Raw genomic sequence first — 22,416 nt, 5'->3', positions numbered from 1 at the left:
ACGCGACAAGGACATTAGTCTTGTAACTTAGCAAAGTGGCGAATCAGTACAAAAAGCACGCCCAAAATCCCTCCAACCAAAGTGCCAAGTATGCAGATAATAGCACGTTGAGGGCTATGCTTAAGTTCTGGTGCAATGGCTGGATCAACAGTTTTAAAAACGTACTCATCCATAACTTCAGCCAACATAATAGTTTTAATTTGCTCTTCGATAAGCTGGAATAAAATTGACTGCATTTCAGCAAGAACGACATTGTTTAACTTTTCTTCCAGGTACTCTACAGTCTTTCTAGAGTCAGTGAGATCTCTTTGACGCATCTCGTTGTTAAGGTCTTCTATTAACCAGTTTGTCCAGTCCTTAGCAACATGGGGCGAAAGGTGATCAATTGATACCTTTACTATACCAGTTTGCTTGTTCTCGCTTACGTTTAGAATTTCGATGAATTTGTCATAAGCTTCTTGCATTGAAGGAACGACAGACCGGGGGAAATCCACCTCTCGAACCCAGGTTTTGCTGTCTGGCTTATATATTGCTGGATCGTATAGCAAGCGGTTCCCTTCTGCGATCCATTCTGACACCGCCATCAAGTCAGGCAATATTTCCCGTGTTTCAATAAACTCAGAGACAAAAGCTCTAGAGCGCAGTACCTCTAGAGCTAGCTGTGATCTGTCAGCATTACCATCTCCTACATTGATCCCTGCCAGAGATGCTAGGCCACCTAGTTGTCCGGAAAGACCCATAGCGGATTTATCTTGCTGTGCTAGGCTGAGTGTCGTTTCTGCACGATAGGTATTTGGCAGCAAAAGCGATGTTGCCACTGAGGTAACAGCGAACACCACAGTAAACAGTATAATCGCCAGCTTGCCCTTCCAAAGTACATAAAGGAGCTGTAAAAAGGTCAAACCTTTTTGGTTCAGGTGTTCACTCAGTAAGTCAATTTGATAAGGAGTAATGTCTTGCTCATTCATTAAAGTAATCTCAACGTCTGCCTTATATCTTGGGTTATGCAGAAGGTTCATCTATACAGTGATTTTGGCTTAGCATTTGGTCTATATTCGCAACCACTTTATTCAGGCTATAGTAGTTACTAACACGGGTAGGCCCATTACCCCTATAAGCTTCATAGTTTCTTTCAACATTTAATAGGGCACTTGCTAGAGCTCTGGGTGCACTGTTTGGTGGAATTGTTAGTCCCACATCACTGGTAACCACATCGGGAATTGGACCACAATGTGTCGCAACGATAGGCAGGTCGAAAGCCATAGCTTCAATAAAAACCATCCCAAAAGAGTCATGCTGTGAGGGGAGGCAAAAAATATCTGAGGCTCCGATGATTTCTCTTTTTGCTTCTCCTGCCACCCAACCTGTGAAGGTTACTCGATGGTTAATCTTTAGCTGTTTGGACAATTCTTCTAGCTTTGGCTTCAATGGTCCATCGCCAGCAATAACTAGTTTGAAGTGTTCTGGCAAATGTGGCATACACTCTACCACTAACTCTAAGCCTTTCCCTTCGATAAGTCGGGTCATCGACAAGACTGTGGTAGTCGAGTGGCCTTTTTCATCTTTAGGGTGTTGGTTATAGTGATCCGCGACTGCCTGTAGCGCGTGGTCTACTGGATTTGCAACTATAGTCACAGGCTTGTTCCCTACGAATGGATATACTCTCTCATACCACCATGGGGTTAACACTACGACCTGATCGAAAGGCAGGAGTATCGCTCGGACAAAAAGGCGACCGATTCGACTATTCAAGTAGTCATCGACTGAAATGGCGTGAAAATGAGCGATGGTTTCTGCACCAAATAGTTTCGCTAAGCATGCTAATGATGCTTTTCTGATCATAGAGAGCCACGGTCCCATATGAAACCAACAGACGCTTCCTTTGTAACTCTTTGGCTGTTTTAGCATGTGCCAAGCGCTACGGAACCAACTTTGAAACAGCCTTTCACGATCGATTTGAGTTGCTATGTATTCTACATTGTGGTGAACCCTCAAACCTTCAACGAATGCAGTTAGCGCTGAACTCATACCTCCTCTAGACTCGTTTAGGTGGGGGCCAAACATCTTAATTAGCATTTGAACTCCTCAACCATTTTCTACGAATTTCAGCTACAAAAGGAAGTAGCTTCGCAAGGAAGTACCTAACTTTGGGTTTCGCGTAGCCAAATTTTAAGTCATACAGTAATTCCCAAATCCAATAACGATTCTGTGCTGCAACCCTCTGCATAAATTGTTGATTGGCCACATTAGACTTTGTCATTAGGTTCTGGTGCTTACTAAAGTACTGACCATATCCCTTGATTTTATTTGGTTTACTGGTGACCCTAGGCCCTTCATGTCCTTGATGAACAATGTAACTGGTACCTGATAGACGTTTGCCATTTCCGAATGTGAGTATTAACCGGGTCCATGTATCATAATCCTGACAGGCTGCAAATTCGGGATCGAAGCCGCCAATTTCTCGAAGTTTGTATGTTTCAGTTAGAACCTGATTGGTTGCATGGTTGTAACTGAGTATGTCATTCAGCGAGATGCACATAGGAGAAGTATCAACCTGACGAGCTTTACTCCCGTAATGCCAAGTAAACCCTTGGCATACAAAAGCATCGTTTGGGTTGTAGGCGTCTAGTAGCTGCTGTAGCCGACTCGGAGCGAACTCGTCGTCGTCATCTAATCCTGTAATGTACTTGCCATTTGCTTCAAAGATCGCACGGTTTCTTGCGGCGCAGGCTCCTAACTGTTTCGAATTAAACAGTACTTTGATGCGGGCGTCTTGTTCGCAGAGCTCAGAAAGATAAGCTTTAGTCCCATCCGTTGAGTTCTCATCTACAATGATGAGCTCGAAGTCCGTGTATGTTTGCGACAAAACAGAAGCCACGGCACGCTTGAGCAGGCCAAGGCGATTGCAGGTAGGCATATATACGCTAATCATGGGAGTCGCTTTGGGGTTACTTACAGAGCTCATTGGCCACGTTGTTCCACATAGTCTGAGCTTGCTGCTTAAGAGCGCATGAACGCTGGAGTAGGGTCGTTGACACCTTCTCAAAGTCGGTTTCTTGAATCAGTTTCTTGAGATCTGCTTTGCTTTGCTCGGGCGATAGCAGCAAAGATGACGCATCATAATCTTTGTAGAGTTGCTCGTACTTATGTGCCCAGCTAGTACCGAATACGACTTTGCCCTGCGACAAGCCACTTACACAGCCATGGAAGCGAGAGCATACCGCAAAAGCGGATTCACCAATTAGCGCTTTGACGCGTGTTGGTGAAGGTTCCTGAATAATCTCGATTGGTTGCGAAGAGTGAGCAGCAATACGTTGGCAAATTTCCAAGTCCTCATCACCTTCATGATTTAACAGGAAACATCCGTAGCCCGCTTCAGCCAAAACTTCAACGATATCATGCCAGAACTCCAAATAGCGTTTATGCCATAGAGCGTTACTGTTTTTGGTGCTGAGCATCTTGCTATTGGGGATCAGGCATACTGAACTAGCAAACTTTTCATCGGTCGCCAGATTCTTTGGTTTTAACAAATTTGTGAAATCTGGCGCTTGATGTAAGTTATGCGTTGTTAATTGCGATGCGTGACGGTAGCTCACATCATCTCTTGCAAACGTTAAGCTAGCGTTCTCTAGCAACTTAGTCATTTGCTTGGCTGTAGTTTTGCTCTCGAAAGGCCCTAGGGCTTGAGGTAGCAGAATAAACTTCTTGCCTTTCTTTTTCATTCGAGCGGCTTCAGATGCGGCATGATAGTGAACAAAGTAGGGCCATTGATCTCCATAGCTAAACCCTGATGCATCTAAGATCACATCTACATCAGCCTCGGTAACGATACCAAACTCTTTTAGTCCTCTCCTAATGAACGCCGGCAAGTAGTAAGTGATGCCGTTCAGATCTAAACGGTTTTTACGCAGGTTCAGTCTTTGAAAAGCTGGAACCATAGCCCTTTTGCTGTAGGGTGAAAAACGACCTGGCTGCAGTGCAATTTGAGCATCAGGAAAACGAGTGCTTAGTTGCTCCAGGATGGCTTCAAGCATTAGCTCAGCCCCTTTGTTGGAGAACTGTACGCCCTTAATTTCAATTAACATTAATATTTCCGAATTCGAGTAAAATATAACCCCAGCCGCCTTGAAAAAGTACAGCTGGGGAGAGGTTACAATATATTTAGTGCAGCTAGTGCGACAGCGCTGTTGTATATGATGTTAGTCACTTGGCTCCACAGAGTCAGGCCGTCTTTGTAATCGGTTTTGAGAGGAACAATAATCGTATCTCCGGCATTGAGAGTATGCTTGCCACCAAACCAAAACGACGTTTTAGGTAGCAGTACTGAGCCATCTGCCCGAACAACATAAATACGACTTTTATCAGCACGTTGGCTTAGACCACCCGATAACTTGAGGTACTGCTCAATACTCAGTTCGCCATCATGACGATGGGAGGTTGGATGCTGTACTTCGCCCATTACCGCAATCGTATCGCGTTGTGGTGGAATGTAGAGCATGTCTCCCGCTTCTGTTGGCAAATCGTAATTAGGTGTTGCTTGAGCAATTTTCTCTAGGTCGATCACTAGGCGACCAACTGATTGGGCTTTTTCCAGTTCGGCGAGCATTAGCTGTGAGTCCGCAGCACTGGCAAAGGCTCCTTGCTGCGACAGGGTTCTATTTGCGACCTCTTTACGTAAGCGATCGATAATACGTTGAATCTCCAACTCTTCCTGGCGCTTTAGAAAATCTCGCGTAAACACGGCACCATAGGGATAAGCGTACTCTGTAAAGCCGCCTGCTCGCTCGATGACCTCAGATAAGCTTTCACCTTTACGTAGCGAATAAACCCCCGGAAAGTTAAACTCACCGCGCAGTTCGATAGTTGGGTTTTCTTGCCAATTAGGCTGAGTTAACACATTTAGGCGGTCTTTGCTTGATAGCGCAATATTGGCTGCAAGGTCTCCACCCATAACTTGGTTCAAGTTGATGGCATGGTGCTCGATACTTGCCCCATTTTGGGTTTCTGTTCGAGTTAACTCTGCTTTCATCATGAATGCGCTTTCTTTCAACCCTCCGGCAAGTAGCAACAAGTCTTCCACTTTGCCGTGGGAAACCAGCGGGTAGATCCCCGGATAGTTTACTTCGCCAACGACTCCCACCAACTTAACCGGATGTTGGTAATTCGCTTGACTCTCGAGCTTAGCAATGACAGGCGTGAGCAGCTCGTCGCGCTTTAGGTTGGCAGACAAAGCAATCAAACGCTCGTTGGTGAATAGGTTGAGTAGAGCCTGTAAGCGCAGATCCTCTTCCAGAGAGTCTTCCTCTTCTGAGTTTTGAACTGCGGAGGACACAACCGCGACACCACCAATACTCTGCTGGTTAAGCTGCTGTTGTTGCTCGAGAAGTAGGGCTTGTTCTGTTTTTCCTCGTTGGGCAATCTCCAGTCGAGCAACATCAATATCGCTTTGCTCACGGCTTATCGATACGAAGTAGCGTGCAAGTTCACGCCGGTCGACTAACTCATCCCTGAGGTTGAACACCATGACTTTGTCATTAGCCTGTAATACGCGGTTGTGCTTACCGTCGGGGTTAAGAATGGCTTCAGCAAGCTTGAATCCTTCCAGCTCGAAGTCGCTGCCAATATACTCCTCACGAATAATTATCGCGTAGCGAGGATCACTGGCCGGCAAGAGATCGCGATTAAACGTGGAAAGGATATCTTGCACACGCATGCCAGGCTGCCATTGGTATATACCCGGGCGGGCAACCGCCCCCACCAGTGTCACTGAGTTTTCGACTAAGGTTGTGCCTCTGCGAACTAGCAGTCGGTCACCATCTTTGGCCTTTTTACTGCGCTGCTCTGAAGATGAAATGTCGATGTTAATGGCAGTTTTTACAAACTCTTCATCAACTCGCTCGATCACTGATGCTTTAGGGTAGGAACCTGGCAGAATACCACCGGCCATATCGAGCAGATCGCCAATGCTCTCACTATGTTTCAGCTCATAAATTGCGGGGCGCCTAACGCTGCCCTCTACACGCGCAGTTGGTCCTAGCGCGGGAATGAATACTACATCACCTGTTTGCAGTGGCACGTCACCGGTGGCGTCGCCGCGAAGAAGCAAATCGTATAAGTCAAATGAGGCCACTAGTTTACCGGCACGCTTCACCTCAATGTTACGTAGCGACCCCATCTCTTTGATCCCGCCGGCTAGAAACAGTGCTTGAGATGCGGTCGTCAGACTGTTTACCGTGTAGGAGCCGGGGTAGATTGCATCACCCGCGATAAAAACGCGAATTGTGCGAAGCTCACCCATCGTAATATAGGTGCGTTGGCCGAGTAACTTCCTGTTTACTTCTTCATCGATTAGCTCTCTGGCTTTCGCAAACGTTAAGCCACTAACATTCACCGGCCCAATATCAGGAAACTGAATTTTTCCATGACGATCAATGACTAAGCTATGTGACTGATTCTGCTTACCAAACAATTGGATCATAATGGTATCGCCGGGGCCCAGTACATAGTTATCTGGTACTGGTACATCGGTTGCCGGGCTGAAGTTTGCACTTGCTTGCGTTGAGCTCAAAAACAAGTCGTAGCCAAACGGTTTAATCTTGTCGGCTTCTTCTTCGTCTTTCATGCTCTGCAAAATCGATTGCTCTTCACGCATTAGCTGTAAGGCTAATGGGTCGTCGGGAAGGGGAGTCAGCTGGCCTTGATTGGACGGAAGGCTGCTGCTGGTTGTCATTCCAGCTTGCAATATCGCTGGGTCGATCCCATATTGCTGAGCCAGCGCTTGCTGCTGCGCGGGTGGCAGCTGCTGGAACTGTTGCAACATCTGTGGAGTGACGTTAATCGCCATACCGGGAAGTGAAAAAAGAAGAGTAATGGGAAGCGCTAAGGCACGCAGGTTCCTTATGAGCAATCGAATCATTTTTCCGCTTGTTACAGTTGATAATGGCATAGCGTCGGAGAGTGAGGGCTTGTTATTCCTTTAACGAGTAGCCCCTGACTACGACATGACTGGTGAGCAGGAACATACCTGCCCGCGACGATTATACGTGGGGTTTAAGCCTAACCGCAAACCTAATTCTTGGTCGCGCGCTTATGGGGGGCTGCCGGCTATCGGTTCGAGCGTTTAGCTAGCTGTTTGGAGAGGAAAAAAAAGCAGGCCGAAGCCTGCTTTAGTGTGCTAACTCAATACTAAAAGTAACTAATTACTTCTTGTACTGGTCGTTGATGCTTTGTACGCGAGAATCGCCAGTACGGTAGTAAGGTACGATGCTTACGTTTTCTTCATCGGCGTCTGAGATGAAGGTGATGTTCAACTTGGTAGACTCGGTGATACCCAACGCTGCCATGATGTCATCTTCAGAGTACTTGGTTACGGTCTTCGCAGGCGCATCGGCCAAGTCACCAGAGTACTGGTTACCAGCTTGGTCGAATGCAGTAATTGCAACTTCAGCACTAGCTGAACCGTGGTTGCTGTACTCAACGTTAGAAGAGATGGTTTCGTAACCTACCGGTAGGTAAGGTACGTTAACTACTGATGCATCCAACGCCCACTCACCTAGGCTGGTGTCTTGACTTAGAGTCTTAGTGCCGTTGGTGCCTGCGCCATTGCTGTATGCTACTTCAGCAGTAACTGCAAAAGTGCTTAGAGGGATAGTTTCGCCTGCTCCACCAGCAAATACGTAAGTCAGTACGTTTGCAGGAGTAACGTCCATATCAGGAGCCGTGATGTTGAAACCAACAAGTTTAGTGTTTTCGATAACGTCAACGTTGGCGGTCCAAGTGGCACCAGTAGTCACATACTCTGCAGAGTTAAGTGCACCACCTGCATCCAGAGAGCCACGAACCATAACAGTACCGGTTGAGTCAACAGGAGCTACTGCAACGTCAAAGTCTGCTGCTGAGTCAGTGAAAGAGAACTTAGCAATATCAGTCTTAGTTGCAGTTACTGCTTCTTCTTCAGCAGAACCGTTTACGAAAGTAAGCTGGTTTACGCGTTCAACGCGGTTGTTTAGCTCTTGAGTAACAACAAAAGAGTACTGGCTGGCTTCGCTAGTTAATACGCCAGTGCCAGTCTCAATTGGAGTTCCGGCCAAATTAGATGCATAAGCAACAGTAGACTGACCGTTTACGATAGCGGGTGAAGTGCCCAAGATGGTAGTACGGAAAGCTGAGTTAGGGATAACTGGGTTACCCAAGTTCACGTTGAAAGTCAGGGTGCGAGCGGTCGCGTCTACAACAACTGAATCAAAGGTGAAAGTACCGTTACCTACATCAAACTCGATGTCATCATTTGCAGTACCAGTGCCATCAGGACCACAGAAGAACACACCTTCGTTAGGGGTACCACAGTTACCGCCGGCAACACCAGTTAGGTCAACGTTTTCGCTGTAGGTCAAAACAATTTGCGAACCTGCAGCATGCTCTGCACTAACGATTGTGTCGAAAGCAATATTGCCCGCATAGGTCAGGCCAACTTCTGCAGCTTCTGACGAGAACTTGATTGGCGCGGGGTAGGCGGTAAGGTTAGCTGCGCTAGCTGCAAAGCTACCGGTCACTGCAAGTGCTACCAGTGAAGTTTTAAATAGAGTTTTCATTTCTTGTAAATCTCCAATTCCATGAAATCGGTGTTAAAGCCCGTTTTATATTATCCATAGCCATAACGTCCAATGTATTGCGTATTGAGCTTCATCAACCGCTGAGGCCAACTAGCCACCCGGGTTGGTACAAGACGGCCCCGTGACACAGATGATATAGACTCAAATTCCTAACAAGTAAATTAGTCAACCCACTTGTTGAGTCGAATATAATGGAATTGATTTTTAACATCAACCGCCTATCAGCAGATTATTTTCTTAAAATCGCACTTAATCACACCTTGTTGATTTTGCTATATCTCTGACCTTTCTTTGCTGGTAACGCTTTGTTCTGCCAATAACTCTATTGGCGTGATATTTTCATTACACCAGTTTTTGTTGAGATTAGTGATGAAAGGTGTTTGAAATAATGTTGTCATGGTTAATGCCGCAGCATATCAGCTGTTCAAACAAAGTGATATAAATGTTAATAAAATGAGGGGAGATCGATAATTGGTGCGGGGTGTCCAGATGAAAAATGCCGTAAAATTTAATTATGGCAGCATAAAAAACTGCTTTGAGGTGGCTTGGTAGGTGATTAAAAAACACTCAGTCGCCTGTGGGTCAGGTAGTTAGCGTTGTGGGCGAGAGTGATTGCTCACCTCAAATCATGACGGGAGAGTGCGCTCACAGCTATGTATTGAGTGTTTAATTGTTAGTTTTTGTTGATTGAAATAGCGCTGTAAACTAGTTCAAGTCACTATTGGCGGGTGTTTGCATTGTTTCACACTCCAGCAAGCTTAGGGACTATGCCGAAGCGGCCTAGGTGTTATCTATATATAGTCGTTTAAATTTGACCGGATGTGGTTGAGAGAAGCACTGGCTGTTCTACGCAGCGTTTTACGCGAGTATTTGTCCCAATGGGCCTTCTACTTTCTTTATTTGTGCCCCTTCTAACAACCGCTATCTACCTAAGCCTTAAACGTAAATGCATGGTGGTGAGCCTCTATCGCTTATGGGGCTTGGTCTTCACTAAGCCATAGCCCTTGCCAATTTGTTCTATTTCGTTAAACTCGTAACACCAAATGTAGAGAATAATAACTAGAAGACCTTGCTCTTTTGGGATAACACTCTGTTTAAATAGATTTATGTGGTGTTATCTGCTGCGGCGTGCCGGTCTGATATCAAGATTGAGTATGGCGAGGCAGTAATATCTTGTGTCAAATGGAATCATTGAGAATGAGTAGTAACAGCTTATCCACTCGCGGCAATCGTCAGCGCGGCTTCACCCTTATGGAACTATTGATCGTTATTGTAATCATGGGCCTGCTTATGTCTTTGGTTGCGCCAACCATGTTTTCCAAAGTGGGTTCTTCCAAAATCAAGACGGCAGAAGCGCAAATGCAGATGATAGCGACGGCGCTCGACGTGTACCGCTTAGATGTTGGTAGCTACCCCGCCTCGTTGTCTCAGTTGCGAGCTGACGATCAAACCGGATGGGACGGTCCTTATCTGCCGCGTGATTTACCCCTTGACCCTTGGAATCGGGAGTATATCTACAAGGCCCCCGGGGATAATGGTAACCCCTACAACTTGCGAACCTTAGGCGCTGATGGGCAGGAAGGTGGTGAGGGCGAAGCGGCGGAAATCATTTATCAATGAGCCAGCTACAACAGATACTTGGGCAACAGTTTAGCGTTGCCAGTGACGATCTCGCTAAAGCCCAGCATTTTCAGCAACGCAATGGCGGTACCTTAGAACATATTCTAGTGAATATGGGGGCGCTGGCAGAAGAAAGTTTGCCAGCGTTGTATCGCCTGTATCTTGACCTACCCAGCTTCGATGACTTTGAACTCGATGAGTCAGCGCAAGCCATGCAAGGACAAGGCTTTGATGAGCTTATGGGCTATGGCTGGCTGGTGGTCAGCAACGCGGATGGTCGGCTCGATGTTCTGGCGCAGAATCCCCTGCATCCAGAGGCCCTGGAGTTATTCGAATCGCTTTGTGCCAGTCGCCGCTATCGGCTTTTTGCCGTTTCCGAATCTCAGTTTGATGCGGCGGCGCAGCCGCTACTGGAGTTAGCCACCGAGGTCGATAAGGACCAACTGGATCAGCTCAGTAGTTTAGAAGAAGATAAGCTGCGGGAGTTGGCGTCGGAAGCACCTGTAGTTAACTTGTTAAATAGCTTGATTGCCAAGGGTCTGAAACTTGGTGCTTCGGACATGCATCTCGAGCCTTCAGAGAGTACCTACCGGGTACGTATGCGTATCGATGGCGTGCTTAAAGAAGTTGATACGGTCCCGGCGCGTTTGAGCGTTCCAATTCTGTCGCGCTTGAAGATTTTGTCAGGGATGGACATAGCGGAAAAGCGGCGTCCGCAGGATGGTAAGATCGACATCAAAGTCGCGAATGAGAAGCTTGATATTCGGGTCTCTGCGCTTCCTCTGGCGGAAGGCGAGAGCATGGTGCTGCGTTTTCTTCGTCAGCAATCGATCCGTTACGATATTGCCAGCCTTGGCTTGTCAGACGATATTTTACAAGCGATTTTGGCCGATATCCGCAAGACCTCGGGCGTGGTGCTGCTAACAGGCCCCACCGGCTCTGGTAAGACCACCAGTTTGTATACCTTCCTCAGTCTACTGAATGATGAGTCGCGAAAAATCATCACCTTAGAAGATCCGGTTGAGTACCGGCTAAATGGGGTTAATCAGGTGCAAGTTCAGTCGGATATCGGGTTTGGCTTTGCCGAGGGTTTGCGTTCGATCGTACGCCAAGATCCCGATGTCATCATGTTGGGTGAGATCCGTGACGCGGAAACAGCAAGAATCGCCATGCAGTCTGCGCTGACTGGACACTTAGTGTTTAGCACCGTGCATACTAACGATGCGCCCTCTGCGTTTACCCGTTTACTTGACTTGGGGGCTGAGGAGTACCTACTCAATGCGGCGTTAGTGTCGATTGTTGCTCAGCGGTTGGTACGCAAGTTGTGTACTCACTGTAGTGAACCGGTTGCTGATATTGAACAGCTAACTCGACGCTATCCACAACTGCTAGATAGTCAGTTTCGCCAAGGTCATCCCCTGGTATTGCGCCAGCCGGTAGGATGTGAGCATTGCGGGCATACCGGCTATAAAGGACGTATGGCGGTTATTGAGTACTTAGCGATTGATGATCAGGTTCGTGCGTTAAAAAAAGACCAGCATTTCTTGCAAAGAGCCATTGCCTACCATCGCGAGCAGGGGGGGCGAGGCCTGATGGATGATGGTTTGCTCAAAGTGGCTCAGGGGCTGACTACGGCCGAAGAAGTGATGAGGGTTGCAAACTAATGGCTCGTTTTCTCTACGAGGCCGTTGATCGTCATGGTGCGGAAGCCAAAGGCGAGCTTGATGCCAACGGACTTCAGGAAGCGAAGCTAGCGCTCAAACAGCAAGGGTTAATTGTCGTACAGTTGCGGCAGGCCGATAATCGGGCAAAATCGTCGTCATCTGCAATTAAACCTTTAAAACTGGCAGAGTTGGAAGTGATGACCTCTGAGCTAGCGCTGCTGCTCGAGAGTGGTGTCCGGATAGATAAAGGTTTAGACATACTGGCGAAAGGGAGCAGTAGCAATGTTTCGTTGGTGCTGACTCAGCTTGCCGCCTCTGTTCGTAAGGGGGCGCCCCTTTCAGATGCAATGGCCGAGATCAAGGGCTTTGATAACGTTTATGTGAACCTGGTTCGAATGGCGGAAGAAAGTGGCAACTTGGCGTTGGTGTTCTCTCAGTTAGCTAAGGAGCTGAAGTTTCGCTGTGATCTGAAAGCCAAGATTATTCAATCGCTTACCTACCCGACGGTCATTATGTTTGTTTGTGTGGCCTGTATTCTGTTCGTGTTTAATTTTATTGTTCCCCGTATGAGTGGCCTGTTCGAACAAGCTTCGGAGTTGCCGGTTTATACCGAGGTGTTGCTAGCCACAAGTGCTTGGATGCAGAGTTATCAACTTCATCTGTTTGCGGGGTTAGCTCTACTCGTGTTCTGGATAGCCCATCTTGGTAGCACCGGACAGCTCGGAAAAGTACTCACTAAAACGTTGGTGAAAATCCCTGGATTGCGTCAATCAATTTTGCTGGTTAATCAGATTCAGGTGAGTAGCGCCATCGGAATGCTGTTGAGAAGCGGCGTAAAGCTAGAGCTTGCGTTAAAGATGGCTGCTGATGGTATCGAGTGGCCCAAGTTAAAGACGGCGCTCCAAGGTGCGAGAGCCAAGGTGTCTAGTGGTGAGCCGCTAACTCGTTCACTTGAGGCGACGGGTCTGTTTGGTGACCTGTCGCTTTCCCTGATTGAAGTTGGGGAGGAAAGTGGCGAGTTGCCCAAAGTGTTTGACGAAGTCGCTCAGCGAAGCCGAAGCGAGTTTGAAGGGTGGACCGCTAAGTTGACGTCGGTACTCGAGCCTTTGATGATTTTAGTCATGGGGGGCATCGTAGGCGGAGTGGTGGTGGTTATGCTTTTAAGTATCACCTCTTTGAATGATGTGGCTCTGTAGATGCGAAACTCAGGATTCTCCCTGATTGAGCTGTTGGTGGTTCTCAGTTTGATGGGTTTGGGAGCTGCGCTCGTGGGGCCCGCTACGCTCAATCAAGTTGCCCGGGCTGAGGCTCAGGCAGAGCTAAACCGGTTAAAGAGTAGTTTGAGAGGAATGAGCCACCGCGCCTTTACACGTAGTGGTGAAGTGGCCGTTCAGCTGTACAACAATCAACTGGGATATATTGATTTGGTATCCGGCTCTGAAATTTCACGGCAATCTTTTGAATACATTGGTTTTCCTCACGAACAATCGGTAACCTTTAACCGCAATGGCTACCCCTCGCCGGAACAGGTCTCCATCGTGTATCGTGGGCGCCAGCAAGAACTTAATTTATTTAGATTAGTAGAAGCAACGGACGAGTAAGCCCGTATTTAGTGCTTTATGGACAAAATGGAAATGCATTTTAAACAATTACTTATCGCTTTAGTGGCGGCTGTTCAGCTTTCAGGTTGTGTACTGACAGACTCGGCGAGTTACAACTATGAAGTTGGAGGCTCGTATCTGGAAACCGACAGAGTAGAAAGTACTGAATCTGGTGCAGCGGACTCGGGCGAAAACGCAGCCCTAAGCGATGTATCGCAAGGGACCGAACCTGGTGGGCTGTTCGAGGCTGTTCCGAGCTTGAGCCTCGGTTCAAGCGGTTTCAATACTGGAGCCAGCCTGTCTAGCCAGTTCAGCTCAGAGGCAAACATTCGCTTAGCCGCCGATGAGATGCCGATGAATGACTTTTTGCACTATGTGTTTGGGGAGCTACTGCAGGTTGATTATATTCTTGGCGACAACCTGCAAAGTATCCGTACGCCGGTTACCTTAAATGTACAGAGTGCTATTAGCCCTCGTCGTTTGTTCGAGTTAACCCAAGAGCTGTTGTTGGAGCGCGAGGTCACCATTCAAGCTCGTGACGGCTTGTACGTGATTATGAACCTGCAGCAGGGCGGACAGGCCAATACAGTGCTGGGTTATGGCGCGTCGCCAGATTCCGTTCCCGAGGGCGCTCAGAACGTGGCTCAAGTCGTGCCATTGAAGTTTGTATTTGGCTTGGAGAATCTGCGGGTATTGCGCGAGCTTACCTCGGTAAAAGTCTCGCCTGATTTGCGGCGTGGGGTACTGATACTTAGCGGCTCTCGTACTCAGGTAGTGCGGGCGTTAGAGCTTTTAAAAATCTTGGATGCGCCGGCAAATACAAGTAAGCATATTGGTCTGGTAAAGCTAAGCTATATCTCCCTTGATGAGTTCATCGAAACGGTCAATGAGCTGCTTAAAAGCGAGGGGATAGTGCCAGAGGCGGGGGCTGATCGCCGCATCTCGTTGGTACCAATCTACCAGCTTGGCGCCTTAGCGGTGTTTGCTTCGGAAAGCAGTTTTGTTGGGCGAGTGCGCTACTGGGCTGAGCAAATGGACAAGCCGAGCCAAGGGGCAGAGCTACGCTATTTTATCTATCAGCCTAGGTATGCCCGTGCCACGGATATCGGTGAAAGCCTAAGTAAGCTGATAGGTGGCCGCTCGTCGTCGGTGCAACGCTCAACCGAGCGAGACTCTGCGCGGGTGGAAGAGAATGCGCAGAACAGCAATGCGGTGTCGAATGAGACCATGAGTTTGGTGGTTGATGAGCGAGCGAACACCTTGATATTCAAAGCCAGCGCTAATGAGTATCAAGGATTGCTGCCGCTGATTGCACAACTCGATGTTATGCCAAAACAAGTGATGCTGGAGATGACCATCGCTGAAGTCACTATGACCGATCAGTTTAGGTTCGGTGTCGAGTGGGCCTTTTCCAAAGGCGATTTTTCAGTCGGAACTGAGCCGGGCCTGGAGGCGATTGGTGGTGGCTTTATCAAATGGATGAATGGCGATGACTTCATCAATATGCAAGCCTTTGAAAGCAATAACAATGTCAACATTATGTCGAAGCCAAGCTTACTGGTGCGTGATGGCGTAGAGGCGAACATTAATGTTGGTACCGATATTCCCGTCGTGGGTCAAACTACGACGGATAGTAACAATGGTGTGACCCGCTCAGTGGAATACCGCAAAACGGGTGTTAAGGTGTCGGTGACCCCCACGATTAACTCGCAAGGCATCGTGTCGATGACTATTTCTCAAGAAAACAGTAATGCCTTAGATGGTGGCACTGAGGTAGAGGGTAACCCCTCTATTTTTGACCGAAGCATTACCACTGAGGTGGTCGCTGAGTCGGGACAGACGGTGATTCTTGGGGGGTTAATCAGCGAAGACATTTCAGATAATGGTTCGGGAATACCCATATTGGGTGGTTTGCCTGTGATCGGCGGGCTGTTCGGTTCAAAGATTGAGAGTGTGAGAAAGACTGAGCTGGTCATTATGGTAACGCCGCGTATCGTGGACAGCAGTAGCCAGTGGGATGAGCTGAAGCAGAGCTTAGCGCAAGGGCTGGAGCATGTTAGGTTGTAGTTACTCAGCCCTCGCTGTTGGTGAGGGCGCTTCGTGCTCTCGCCCATGTGGTAATGCAGCATTGCTTGGAAGGTCCAAATTACAGCAAGGATTTACCTTGATTGAAGTTTTGGTTGCCAGTGCGATCCTTACCGCTGTGGTGTCGATTATGACGATGCTCTATCAAAGCTCATTGGCGGCTGAACGGCGAGCAGAGGCTAGTTTACGATCTTCAACGGCTATTCCTTTTGTGATTGATGTGATTCGCTACCAGTTGCGAACAGAGCAAGAGCAGCAAGGCGAAGGGGTTTTTCAGGGTTTGAAGTACCATTGGTATGCTGAGGTAGAAAAGCGCGAGAGAGGTTATGTCCATGAAGATCTGCTCGAAGACTATCCGGGGCTTACTGAGCGCTATGTTTTATGGAATGTCACGTTAGAGTTTGAAGGGCGCCCTATTATCTCGTACAAGGAGTTCAGCTGGTGAGGAGACAGCGTGGATTTACCCTTGTTGAGATGTTAGTTGCGAGTGCAGTTCTTATGTCGTTGCTGCTGGTGGCAACCACGAGTTACAGTTTCTTCCATGACCGGTGGTCGAAAGAGACCAATGAGTTTTATCGTTTGCTAGCGGAAAAAAAAGACCAACTCATGATGCTGGATGTCATTCGTGGTGCTTTACCGTTCGTGGTCAATAAGCAAAGCTCTTCATCCTATTTCTTCGAGGGGGAATCAGAATCACTAGAGTTTGTGTCTGACAGCCCGGTGTTTGCTGCACAGGCATCTTACGTGAAAATATCGGTCATTGCCGTTGGAGACGGCACTTACCAGGTTCTTTATCAGGAGGCGCCAATTAAAGACCGAGCCTTGGCTCTTTCCGGCGACAAACCTGAGTTTATCCATGAGAAGGTGCTGTTCGAAGATTTACGCACAGCAGGTTTTCGCTATTTAGGTTGGAGAAGCGCAGAAGATAGAGCTCGCTATCTTGACGAGGGGATAGGCAAACCTGAATGGAGTAATACCTACAGTGGGCACTCGGTGAGAAGGATGCCGAATGCCATCGCTATAACCTTGGACGATGTCGTGCTGCGCTTCGTGTTACCGGAGGATAACAGTTATTTGCTGCATTTTTCCTCAGACGGCTGGGGAGAAGCTTGATGAAGAATCTCTACCGAAGAGAGGGTGGTATAGCACTGCTTCAGGTGCTGCTGATGGTAGCAGTGATAAGTGTATTGGCCTTGCAGATGAGCTACTCCTCCAAGGACAAGGTGGCTGTTGCACAAGCTCTACAGGATAAAGTGTTGGCTGAGGTTGACCTGCGTACTCTTGAGTCTGAGTTGCTATATGAGTTGGCAACCAAGCGCTGGGTCAATGGGGAAGAAGGCGAGATAGCTACGGAGTGGAACTTTTACGGAAAGCCCTTTATTACGCCCTCTGGCCATAGAGTAAGTATTCAGGACAACGATGGCTTGGTGTCAGTTTTTAATGGCGGCAGTCGCGCTACCGTAGAACCGCTGTTAACGCAAATGCTTGGGGCTCGACACCGAGCTGTATCTGTGCGGAATCAGCTTATCGAGTTACAAGGCTTTGTTTCCGGTTCTTCGTCAGAGATGTCGGGGCAGTTTTTTCAAAGTCGCAGTGAACTAACTAATGCATTGAGCGAAGCTGGTTTGGAAGAGGATGACGTACTGCTATTCACGCGTATACCTAATCGAGCATTCTTACCCTTACAGGCGCCAGACAGATTACTTCGACTGTGGCTCCCAGAGCGGCAGGCGGAGGCCATTATAGAGTTAAGAAGTAAAGGGCGTATGGATGCAGCCTCTTTCCGCCAAATTACAGGGATACATAGTAGTGATGAGGTGCGTTTTTATCCAAGTGGCAGATTTATGATTGAATTGGTAGTAAATAAAGGAACGTCTCGGGCCCTAAAGAGAATGTTTATTAACATGTCTCCGTTGAGTAATACTCAGCCCATTTGGTTCTTTGGAGTTGAGGGGTAACAAGTCGACGTGTCTTTTTTAGAGTTAATTAGTCAGAAACTGCTTGGGCTGTCTGGTGCTAACGGTACCAAACGAAAAAGTAGCTCTTTGGTATCTGTCTTATCAAGGCGATGCTACAGGGAGCGTTTGCTAACTTTTCCCATCATGGAGTACAAGCAGTTAAAGCAAGCTATTGCCATTGAGATTTCTGGTGATCAAGAGAATACGCTGTACTTTGTTCATCCAGCAAAGAATGGTGAAGTTTTAGTTAGTCTTTACTATCTGACTGACAGCGTAGCTGGAATGCGTGGCTTGCTTCTCCCTGAAAGCTTAATTATTGGCTGGGGGCTTTCAGAAGGACAGTGTGTAGAGTATGACAATGGCGAAGATACGGTACTTCTAGCAAGAACAGCCAAAGCAATCTCGTCTAAGCTCGCTCAGGGTAGCTTTACTAATCGAGAGCTGTTTTCTGTTTCTCATGGTATACCTGCTGGCGAGTTTATTAAGCTCTCTCCCCCTCAAACTGTCCAACGTCTGTATCGCCAGTGGTGGCGTTTGCCTCCGGCTGGTTATTTAGGCCTTTGGCGCCGAAGTGCTTCCTCTGACCGTAATCTACTCGCAAGTCTTGCCAAAGCTGTAGTGCCATTCTCAGTGCTGTTTAGTACTTATCTGATAATTAGCACTTTTTATACTAATTATCAGTTGGCTCAATCCCAAGAGATGTTAGCTGCCAAACGTCGAGAAGTTGGCAGTGCGTTGACTATACGCAATGAGGTTCGGGAGCTGGAAGAGCGTTTTCTAGAGCTTGAGAAGGCACAGTCTTCATTGAATAGTTGGTGGGAGCTTTGGCCTGCCCTTTTGCCAGTATATAAAGCGGGGGCTCAAGTCGAGCGAGTAAGTGTTAATGAGCAAGTGGTTACGTTACGGCTTCGTGCCGAGTCTTCTAGTGAGATACTCGCGGAGTTACTCAGTAATCCTTGGGTAAAGTCTGCAGTCTTTAGTAGCCCTGTTAGGAAAACAAGGAATTTGGAAGTGGTTAACATTGAGCTGGCGCTAAATCAGCAGGTGGAACAGTAGTGGCTGAGCAATATAGAAAGTATCTACCTTGGTTGTTACTTCTCGTACTGGCTCGTTTTTTCTGGATGCCAGCTATCGATAGCCGAAACGTAGCGAAGCTCGAAATGAACTCGACGTTGACACAGATCGATAGAACTCAAGATATTATTGATAACCGCTCTGTCTATCTGGAGAGAAAAGAGCAACTGCAGGTTAGGTTAGCAGAGCTGAGTTCTGAATTTGTTGAGTTTAGTGAGCCTTCCGCTTTTCGTTTGGAATTTCAACGGTACCTCGAATCACTGCTGTCTAACTCAGAGGTCTCTATTGAGTCTATCAACTGGTTCGAGCCAATTATTGAAGGAAGACTAACTTGGTTTAGCCTAGAAGTTTCTCTTTCAGGCGCAGTTGATGATATCGCGACTTTTCACCGCAGCTTGAATACGACGAAAGGTGTGTCAATTAACACAGTAAACTGGCGCACCTCTAATAATCGTGGCCGTGACTGGCAATGGAATGTGCGTAGCCAATACCGTTTAGACATCCCAGTGTTGGCAGGGGAAGGGCAATGAAGTATTTGACTAAAGAAGCTGTCTATCTGGCTGTTCCACTTGTTTTAATTGCAGTAGCTGCAGATTACTACTTTGCCCCTCCAATGTATTCTTCTAATGAGACGGGACTAGCTCCCATAAATGGTGATACAAGCCTTAATGAGACTGCAGTTGTCGGTTCAGGGGATGCAGACGCACTACTTGAGCTGTTTGCCGCTACTAATCCACACAAGAAGGCTAAGGCAGCAGAAGCTGAGCGGCTTGCGGAGGAATCTGAAGCGGAGTCGATCTCAGTGCTCAGGGAAGGCGAGCAACAACTAGCTAGTCTAGCTTTACGTTTATCCGGGGTGTTTGAAAAGGACTCGACCTTACATGCCTTGGTTCGGATTAGGGACTTGCAAAGTGGTGATGAATCGCGAGAAGTGCTTACCAAAGGCGCTCGATTAGGGGCGCTGACTGTTGATAGTGTAAACCTCGAGCGGCTGCTTCTGACAGATGATGACGGAGAGCGCTTCGAGTTGGTTCTATTTAAGCAGTCAGCTAAGTAGTAACTGGCAATGGTTTATCAGTGGACAGCCTAAACAGAGAGCTGTTGAAGAGCTCGAGTATGTTAGGACAAAGGATGAGAACCCAATTACTTGTTTTGCTTTGTGGTGGCTGGATTACCTCAATCAACGCCAACGCTTCTCAGTATGTACCACTTCAGGATGAGTATCTTACTGCTCGAATAGAGCAGTTAGCGGTCATCGCCAGTATTCCAATTATTTCAAAGCCTTACTCAGTTGAGGTGATTAGGGCTGCGTTAGATGAAATAGAACGTGACGTGCCAGGCCTGTACTTTGAAATTAATGGCTTGCTGAGTAAATATGAAGAGCCTTATGGGCTGAGTTATGCTGATGTGTATGCTCAAATGCGCTCGAAGAGCGACTCTGAGCCTTCCGACTTTTTGTATGGAGGTGAGTTCTCTAGTTCTAACCTTGGTGGGAGGGCCATTGCTCATTATCGTTTTGCGCCCTCTTTGCTGCTCTCTCTGGGAGGCAGCTGGTATCAAGAGGGTGAGGACAGCTTTCAACCGAATTACAGCTATCTAAGCCTTGGCCAGCCTAACCTGAACATGTTTGTCGGGTATAAAGATCGCAATAGCAGCGTGATGAAGCTCTCTCGTTGGTTTAACAGTTTGTATCAAGTGGCCTCGCCGTCAGTTAGTTTCAGTAGTTTCCAAGGGGTTGCTAAGAGGTACAGCCCTAATATTGAGTTAGGCGTTCGTTGGCTCGGGGAAGATTCTCTTTCGTTTTCTGCAGCGCCTGAGCACCGTTTCTTCCACTTCAGTATAGAGCCTAGTAAAGGTTGGACCTTGGGGGGGAGCATCGATGATGTCAAAGAGGGTGACTATTCTGAACTGGTTTTTGTTGAAAATCAGCGATCTTACTCCTTATCCAGCCGCTTTAACTTTTCAGTACCAGTGCCAGTCTCAGTTTATGGTGAGCACACTGTCTTTGAACATGAGCGGTATGAGACTAAAGGTCTTTCGCTTGGGGCTGATTTGCCTTTGGGGGCTCCGTTAGTATGGTTGCAAAACGTATCACTAATGGTTGAGCGGCAAGTTTGGGATAGTGACAACACAGATTTTGAACTGGCTCGCATGGAGCGCAGCACTCTGCTGCCTGGCTACAGTGGTTCTTCTTTCTATTTGGGGCTTGGCTGGCAGCGTGATAACTACACGCGTTATGACCTTGGCATTGAGAGTTGGAATGCCGATGAGTTTGGCATCGATGATCAATATAAAGTTGCGTTATCTCGCAACTGGTCAATTGGCGAGTTTTTGGCAAACCTAGAGCTTAGTTATGAGAAGCAAAATAATGGTGATAATGCCTTTGCCACCAAGTTAACGTTGAGGTACTAGTGTTATGAAGCAATGGATGCTTGTGTTTGCGTTTTGTCTTACGCTGCCTTTACCCTGTGTAGCCAAACTCAATCTTCAGTTTGGGGCCGGTGGCGCATATGTGTACGATGCCGACAAATTCAGCGGAAAAAACAATGTATTTCGACCCGCTTTCCAAGTTGGTGTATTTAAGCCGAACAGTCCTAATACTGCAATTGGTACATCTCTGGAGTTTGTTCCTAACTTCGGAGATGAGTTGCTGACAACCTGGAGAGTTGTTGATTTCGGTAGACAGGCTTCTGAAAACTCTGCTTTCTCTGCGTACATTGGCATTCCATATATTAATTCAAGCCCAAGAGAGTACGGCTTTGCAGCGGGTGGCGGGTATATCTGGCAGATTTCAAACGCCTTAGCCCTTTCTGCAGAGGTTAGTTATGGGGCTATTGATAGCAGCAGTATTATATGGGCCACCACGATGTTGAAGTATCGCTTTTAGTCTAAGCCCAACTCCCTATTGTCTAACTTATGGGAAAGTGGACAGTTGATATATGAGTCTGTTGTAATTCGAGCATTGAGTCTTCAAATCTATTTTTCGTTGTTATGGTAACCAAAATAGATTTCTGTTATGCGATTGCTTGAAGCCTAAAATAATCTAAGAAATTATTATTCTTAAGTTGCAGGTCCTTTGGAGAATATAGGTCAGGGTAATAGCGTTCTTCAACCAGATTGATTTTCAACTGTTTGGCTTAGGCTCGGCGCAGCATCAATACGATAAATGATTCAGCCAAAACAGATCGGATAATTACCAAGGGTTGTTCCAAACACATTCATGCTCTCACTCTGCTCACAAACTCCAATATTGCATCCTTCCAAATTAGGTACGAGTCAGCATTTAAATGTATCCCGTCATAAGAATATCTATCCTGCAGCACATCATTAGGGGCAAATGACTTATTGATATCGACAAATACAATGTCATTTTCATGCGTGTACACTTCGAGCATTGCATTCAATTTGCTTATGATGGCATTGTAATCTCTTCGGTTGGAATATAGCGCTGACGAATCCCCACATAATTAGCCGATAAATCAGAGTGTTGCGCTTGGAGTGCAACCCGCGAAGTGATCTAATGGTATGTGCAACCAAACCAGCAGATACAAGGACTTCACGGGATGCACGAGTTGCGAATTGTATATCAAGCGCTTTATCAGAACTGCCCTGAGCTGCACAAAAAGCGCCTCGATACCCTTATAACCGCTGTCAAGGCGCTGCAAAGCAGCGACACGCTGACGCTCACCTCGCTGGGCAGGCACATCGGTAACAACACCAAAGTAAAACACAGCATCAAGCGTATGAACCGCTTCTTGGGCAACCCGCATATGCACGCCGAAAGAGGCAGTGTATATCGATG

20 protein-coding genes and 1 pseudogene are annotated in these 22,416 nt (G+C 47.3%); 15 read left to right on the top strand and 6 right to left on the bottom strand.

Features of this window, described 5'->3' with window-relative positions:
• Positions 1-14 precede the first annotated feature (14 nt).
• From G462_RS0104055 to G462_RS0104035, 5 genes are all read right to left on the bottom strand, one after another.
• Positions 15-968 (bottom strand): Wzz/FepE/Etk N-terminal domain-containing protein, encoded by a 954-nt coding sequence (locus tag G462_RS0104055; RefSeq protein ID WP_026957849.1) that lies wholly within the window; start codon positions 966-968, stop codon positions 15-17.
• A 34-nt stretch (positions 969-1,002) separates the two neighbouring features.
• Positions 1,003-2,028 (bottom strand): glycosyltransferase family 4 protein, encoded by a 1,026-nt coding sequence (locus G462_RS0104050; protein ID WP_169720139.1) that lies wholly within the window; start codon positions 2,026-2,028, stop codon positions 1,003-1,005.
• Positions 2,029-2,065: 37 nt separating this feature from the next.
• Positions 2,066-2,932, bottom strand: a complete 867-nt coding sequence (locus G462_RS0104045; RefSeq protein WP_169720138.1) for a glycosyltransferase — start codon at positions 2,930-2,932, stop codon at positions 2,066-2,068.
• 16 nt (positions 2,933-2,948) lie between these two features.
• Positions 2,949-4,085 (bottom strand): polysaccharide pyruvyl transferase family protein, encoded by a 1,137-nt coding sequence (locus tag G462_RS0104040; RefSeq protein WP_026957846.1) that lies wholly within the window; start codon positions 4,083-4,085, stop codon positions 2,949-2,951.
• Positions 4,086-4,150: 65 nt separating this feature from the next.
• Entirely contained in the window at positions 4,151-6,652 is a 2,502-nt protein-coding gene (locus G462_RS0104035; protein WP_245579528.1) for an SLBB domain-containing protein, read from the bottom strand.
• A gap of 45 nt (positions 6,653-6,697) precedes the next feature.
• Here G462_RS0104035 and G462_RS24885 point away from each other — a divergent pair, with 45 nt between their 5' ends.
• Positions 6,698-6,856, top strand: coding sequence for a hypothetical protein (locus G462_RS24885; RefSeq protein ID WP_245579527.1), 159 nt, complete (start codon positions 6,698-6,700; stop codon positions 6,854-6,856).
• A 343-nt stretch (positions 6,857-7,199) separates the two neighbouring features.
• Here the strand turns inward: G462_RS24885 and G462_RS0104030 are convergent, their stop codons facing one another.
• Positions 7,200-8,591, bottom strand: coding sequence for a hypothetical protein (locus G462_RS0104030; protein ID WP_026957844.1), 1,392 nt, complete (start codon positions 8,589-8,591; stop codon positions 7,200-7,202).
• Positions 8,592-9,809: 1,218 nt separating this feature from the next.
• Here G462_RS0104030 and gspG point away from each other — a divergent pair.
• The 14 genes and pseudogenes from gspG to G462_RS0103955 form a co-directional block, all read left to right on the top strand.
• Complete coding sequence (gene gspG, locus G462_RS0104025) at positions 9,810-10,232, top strand: type II secretion system major pseudopilin GspG (protein WP_026957843.1); 423 nt, start codon at positions 9,810-9,812, stop codon at positions 10,230-10,232.
• Complete coding sequence (locus tag G462_RS0104020; RefSeq protein ID WP_026957842.1) at positions 10,229-11,896, top strand: GspE/PulE family protein; 1,668 nt, start codon at positions 10,229-10,231, stop codon at positions 11,894-11,896. Before gspG ends, G462_RS0104020 begins: the two co-directional genes overlap by 4 nt.
• The gene (locus G462_RS0104015) at positions 11,896-13,092 is read left to right on the top strand and encodes a type II secretion system F family protein (RefSeq protein WP_026957841.1); all 1,197 of its coding nucleotides are present in this window, start codon (positions 11,896-11,898) and stop codon (positions 13,090-13,092) included. Before G462_RS0104020 ends, G462_RS0104015 begins: the two co-directional genes overlap by 1 nt.
• Positions 13,093-13,497, top strand: a complete 405-nt coding sequence (locus tag G462_RS21685; RefSeq protein WP_035476736.1) for a prepilin-type N-terminal cleavage/methylation domain-containing protein — start codon at positions 13,093-13,095, stop codon at positions 13,495-13,497.
• Between the two features lie 33 nt (positions 13,498-13,530).
• Entirely contained in the window at positions 13,531-15,564 is a 2,034-nt protein-coding gene (locus G462_RS0104005; protein WP_169720137.1) for a secretin N-terminal domain-containing protein, read from the top strand.
• A complete protein-coding gene (locus tag G462_RS0104000; protein WP_084404920.1) occupies positions 15,551-16,027 on the top strand; it encodes a PilW family protein in 477 nt (158 codons plus the stop codon). The genes G462_RS0104005 and G462_RS0104000 overlap by 14 nt, the downstream gene beginning before the upstream one ends.
• Positions 16,024-16,695: a prepilin-type N-terminal cleavage/methylation domain-containing protein gene (locus tag G462_RS0103995; protein WP_026957838.1), complete on the top strand. Its 672-nt coding sequence runs from the start codon at positions 16,024-16,026 to the stop codon at positions 16,693-16,695. The genes G462_RS0104000 and G462_RS0103995 overlap by 4 nt, the downstream gene beginning before the upstream one ends.
• Complete coding sequence (locus tag G462_RS0103990) at positions 16,695-17,540, top strand: hypothetical protein (protein ID WP_026957837.1); 846 nt, start codon at positions 16,695-16,697, stop codon at positions 17,538-17,540. Before G462_RS0103995 ends, G462_RS0103990 begins: the two co-directional genes overlap by 1 nt.
• 126 nt (positions 17,541-17,666) lie before the next feature.
• Positions 17,667-18,596, top strand: coding sequence for a hypothetical protein (locus G462_RS0103985; protein ID WP_157378552.1), 930 nt, complete (start codon positions 17,667-17,669; stop codon positions 18,594-18,596).
• Positions 18,596-19,144 (top strand): hypothetical protein, encoded by a 549-nt coding sequence (locus tag G462_RS0103980; protein WP_026957835.1) that lies wholly within the window; start codon positions 18,596-18,598, stop codon positions 19,142-19,144. The genes G462_RS0103985 and G462_RS0103980 overlap by 1 nt, the downstream gene beginning before the upstream one ends.
• A complete protein-coding gene (locus tag G462_RS0103975; protein ID WP_026957834.1) occupies positions 19,141-19,671 on the top strand; it encodes a hypothetical protein in 531 nt (176 codons plus the stop codon). The genes G462_RS0103980 and G462_RS0103975 overlap by 4 nt, the downstream gene beginning before the upstream one ends.
• Before the next feature lie 74 nt (positions 19,672-19,745).
• Entirely contained in the window at positions 19,746-21,026 is a 1,281-nt protein-coding gene (locus G462_RS0103970; RefSeq protein WP_157378551.1) for a hypothetical protein, read from the top strand.
• 4 nt (positions 21,027-21,030) lie between these two features.
• Positions 21,031-21,501: a hypothetical protein gene (locus tag G462_RS0103965; protein WP_157378550.1), complete on the top strand. Its 471-nt coding sequence runs from the start codon at positions 21,031-21,033 to the stop codon at positions 21,499-21,501.
• A gap of 676 nt (positions 21,502-22,177) precedes the next feature.
• Positions 22,178-22,416 (top strand): annotated as a pseudogene (locus tag G462_RS0103955) (IS4 family transposase); the annotation flags it as partial.

Source organism: Aliagarivorans taiwanensis DSM 22990, assembly GCF_000429505.1.
Taxonomy (GTDB): Bacteria; Pseudomonadota; Gammaproteobacteria; order Enterobacterales; family Celerinatantimonadaceae; genus Aliagarivorans; species Aliagarivorans taiwanensis.
This window is presented reverse-complemented; position numbering and strand designations above follow the sequence as displayed.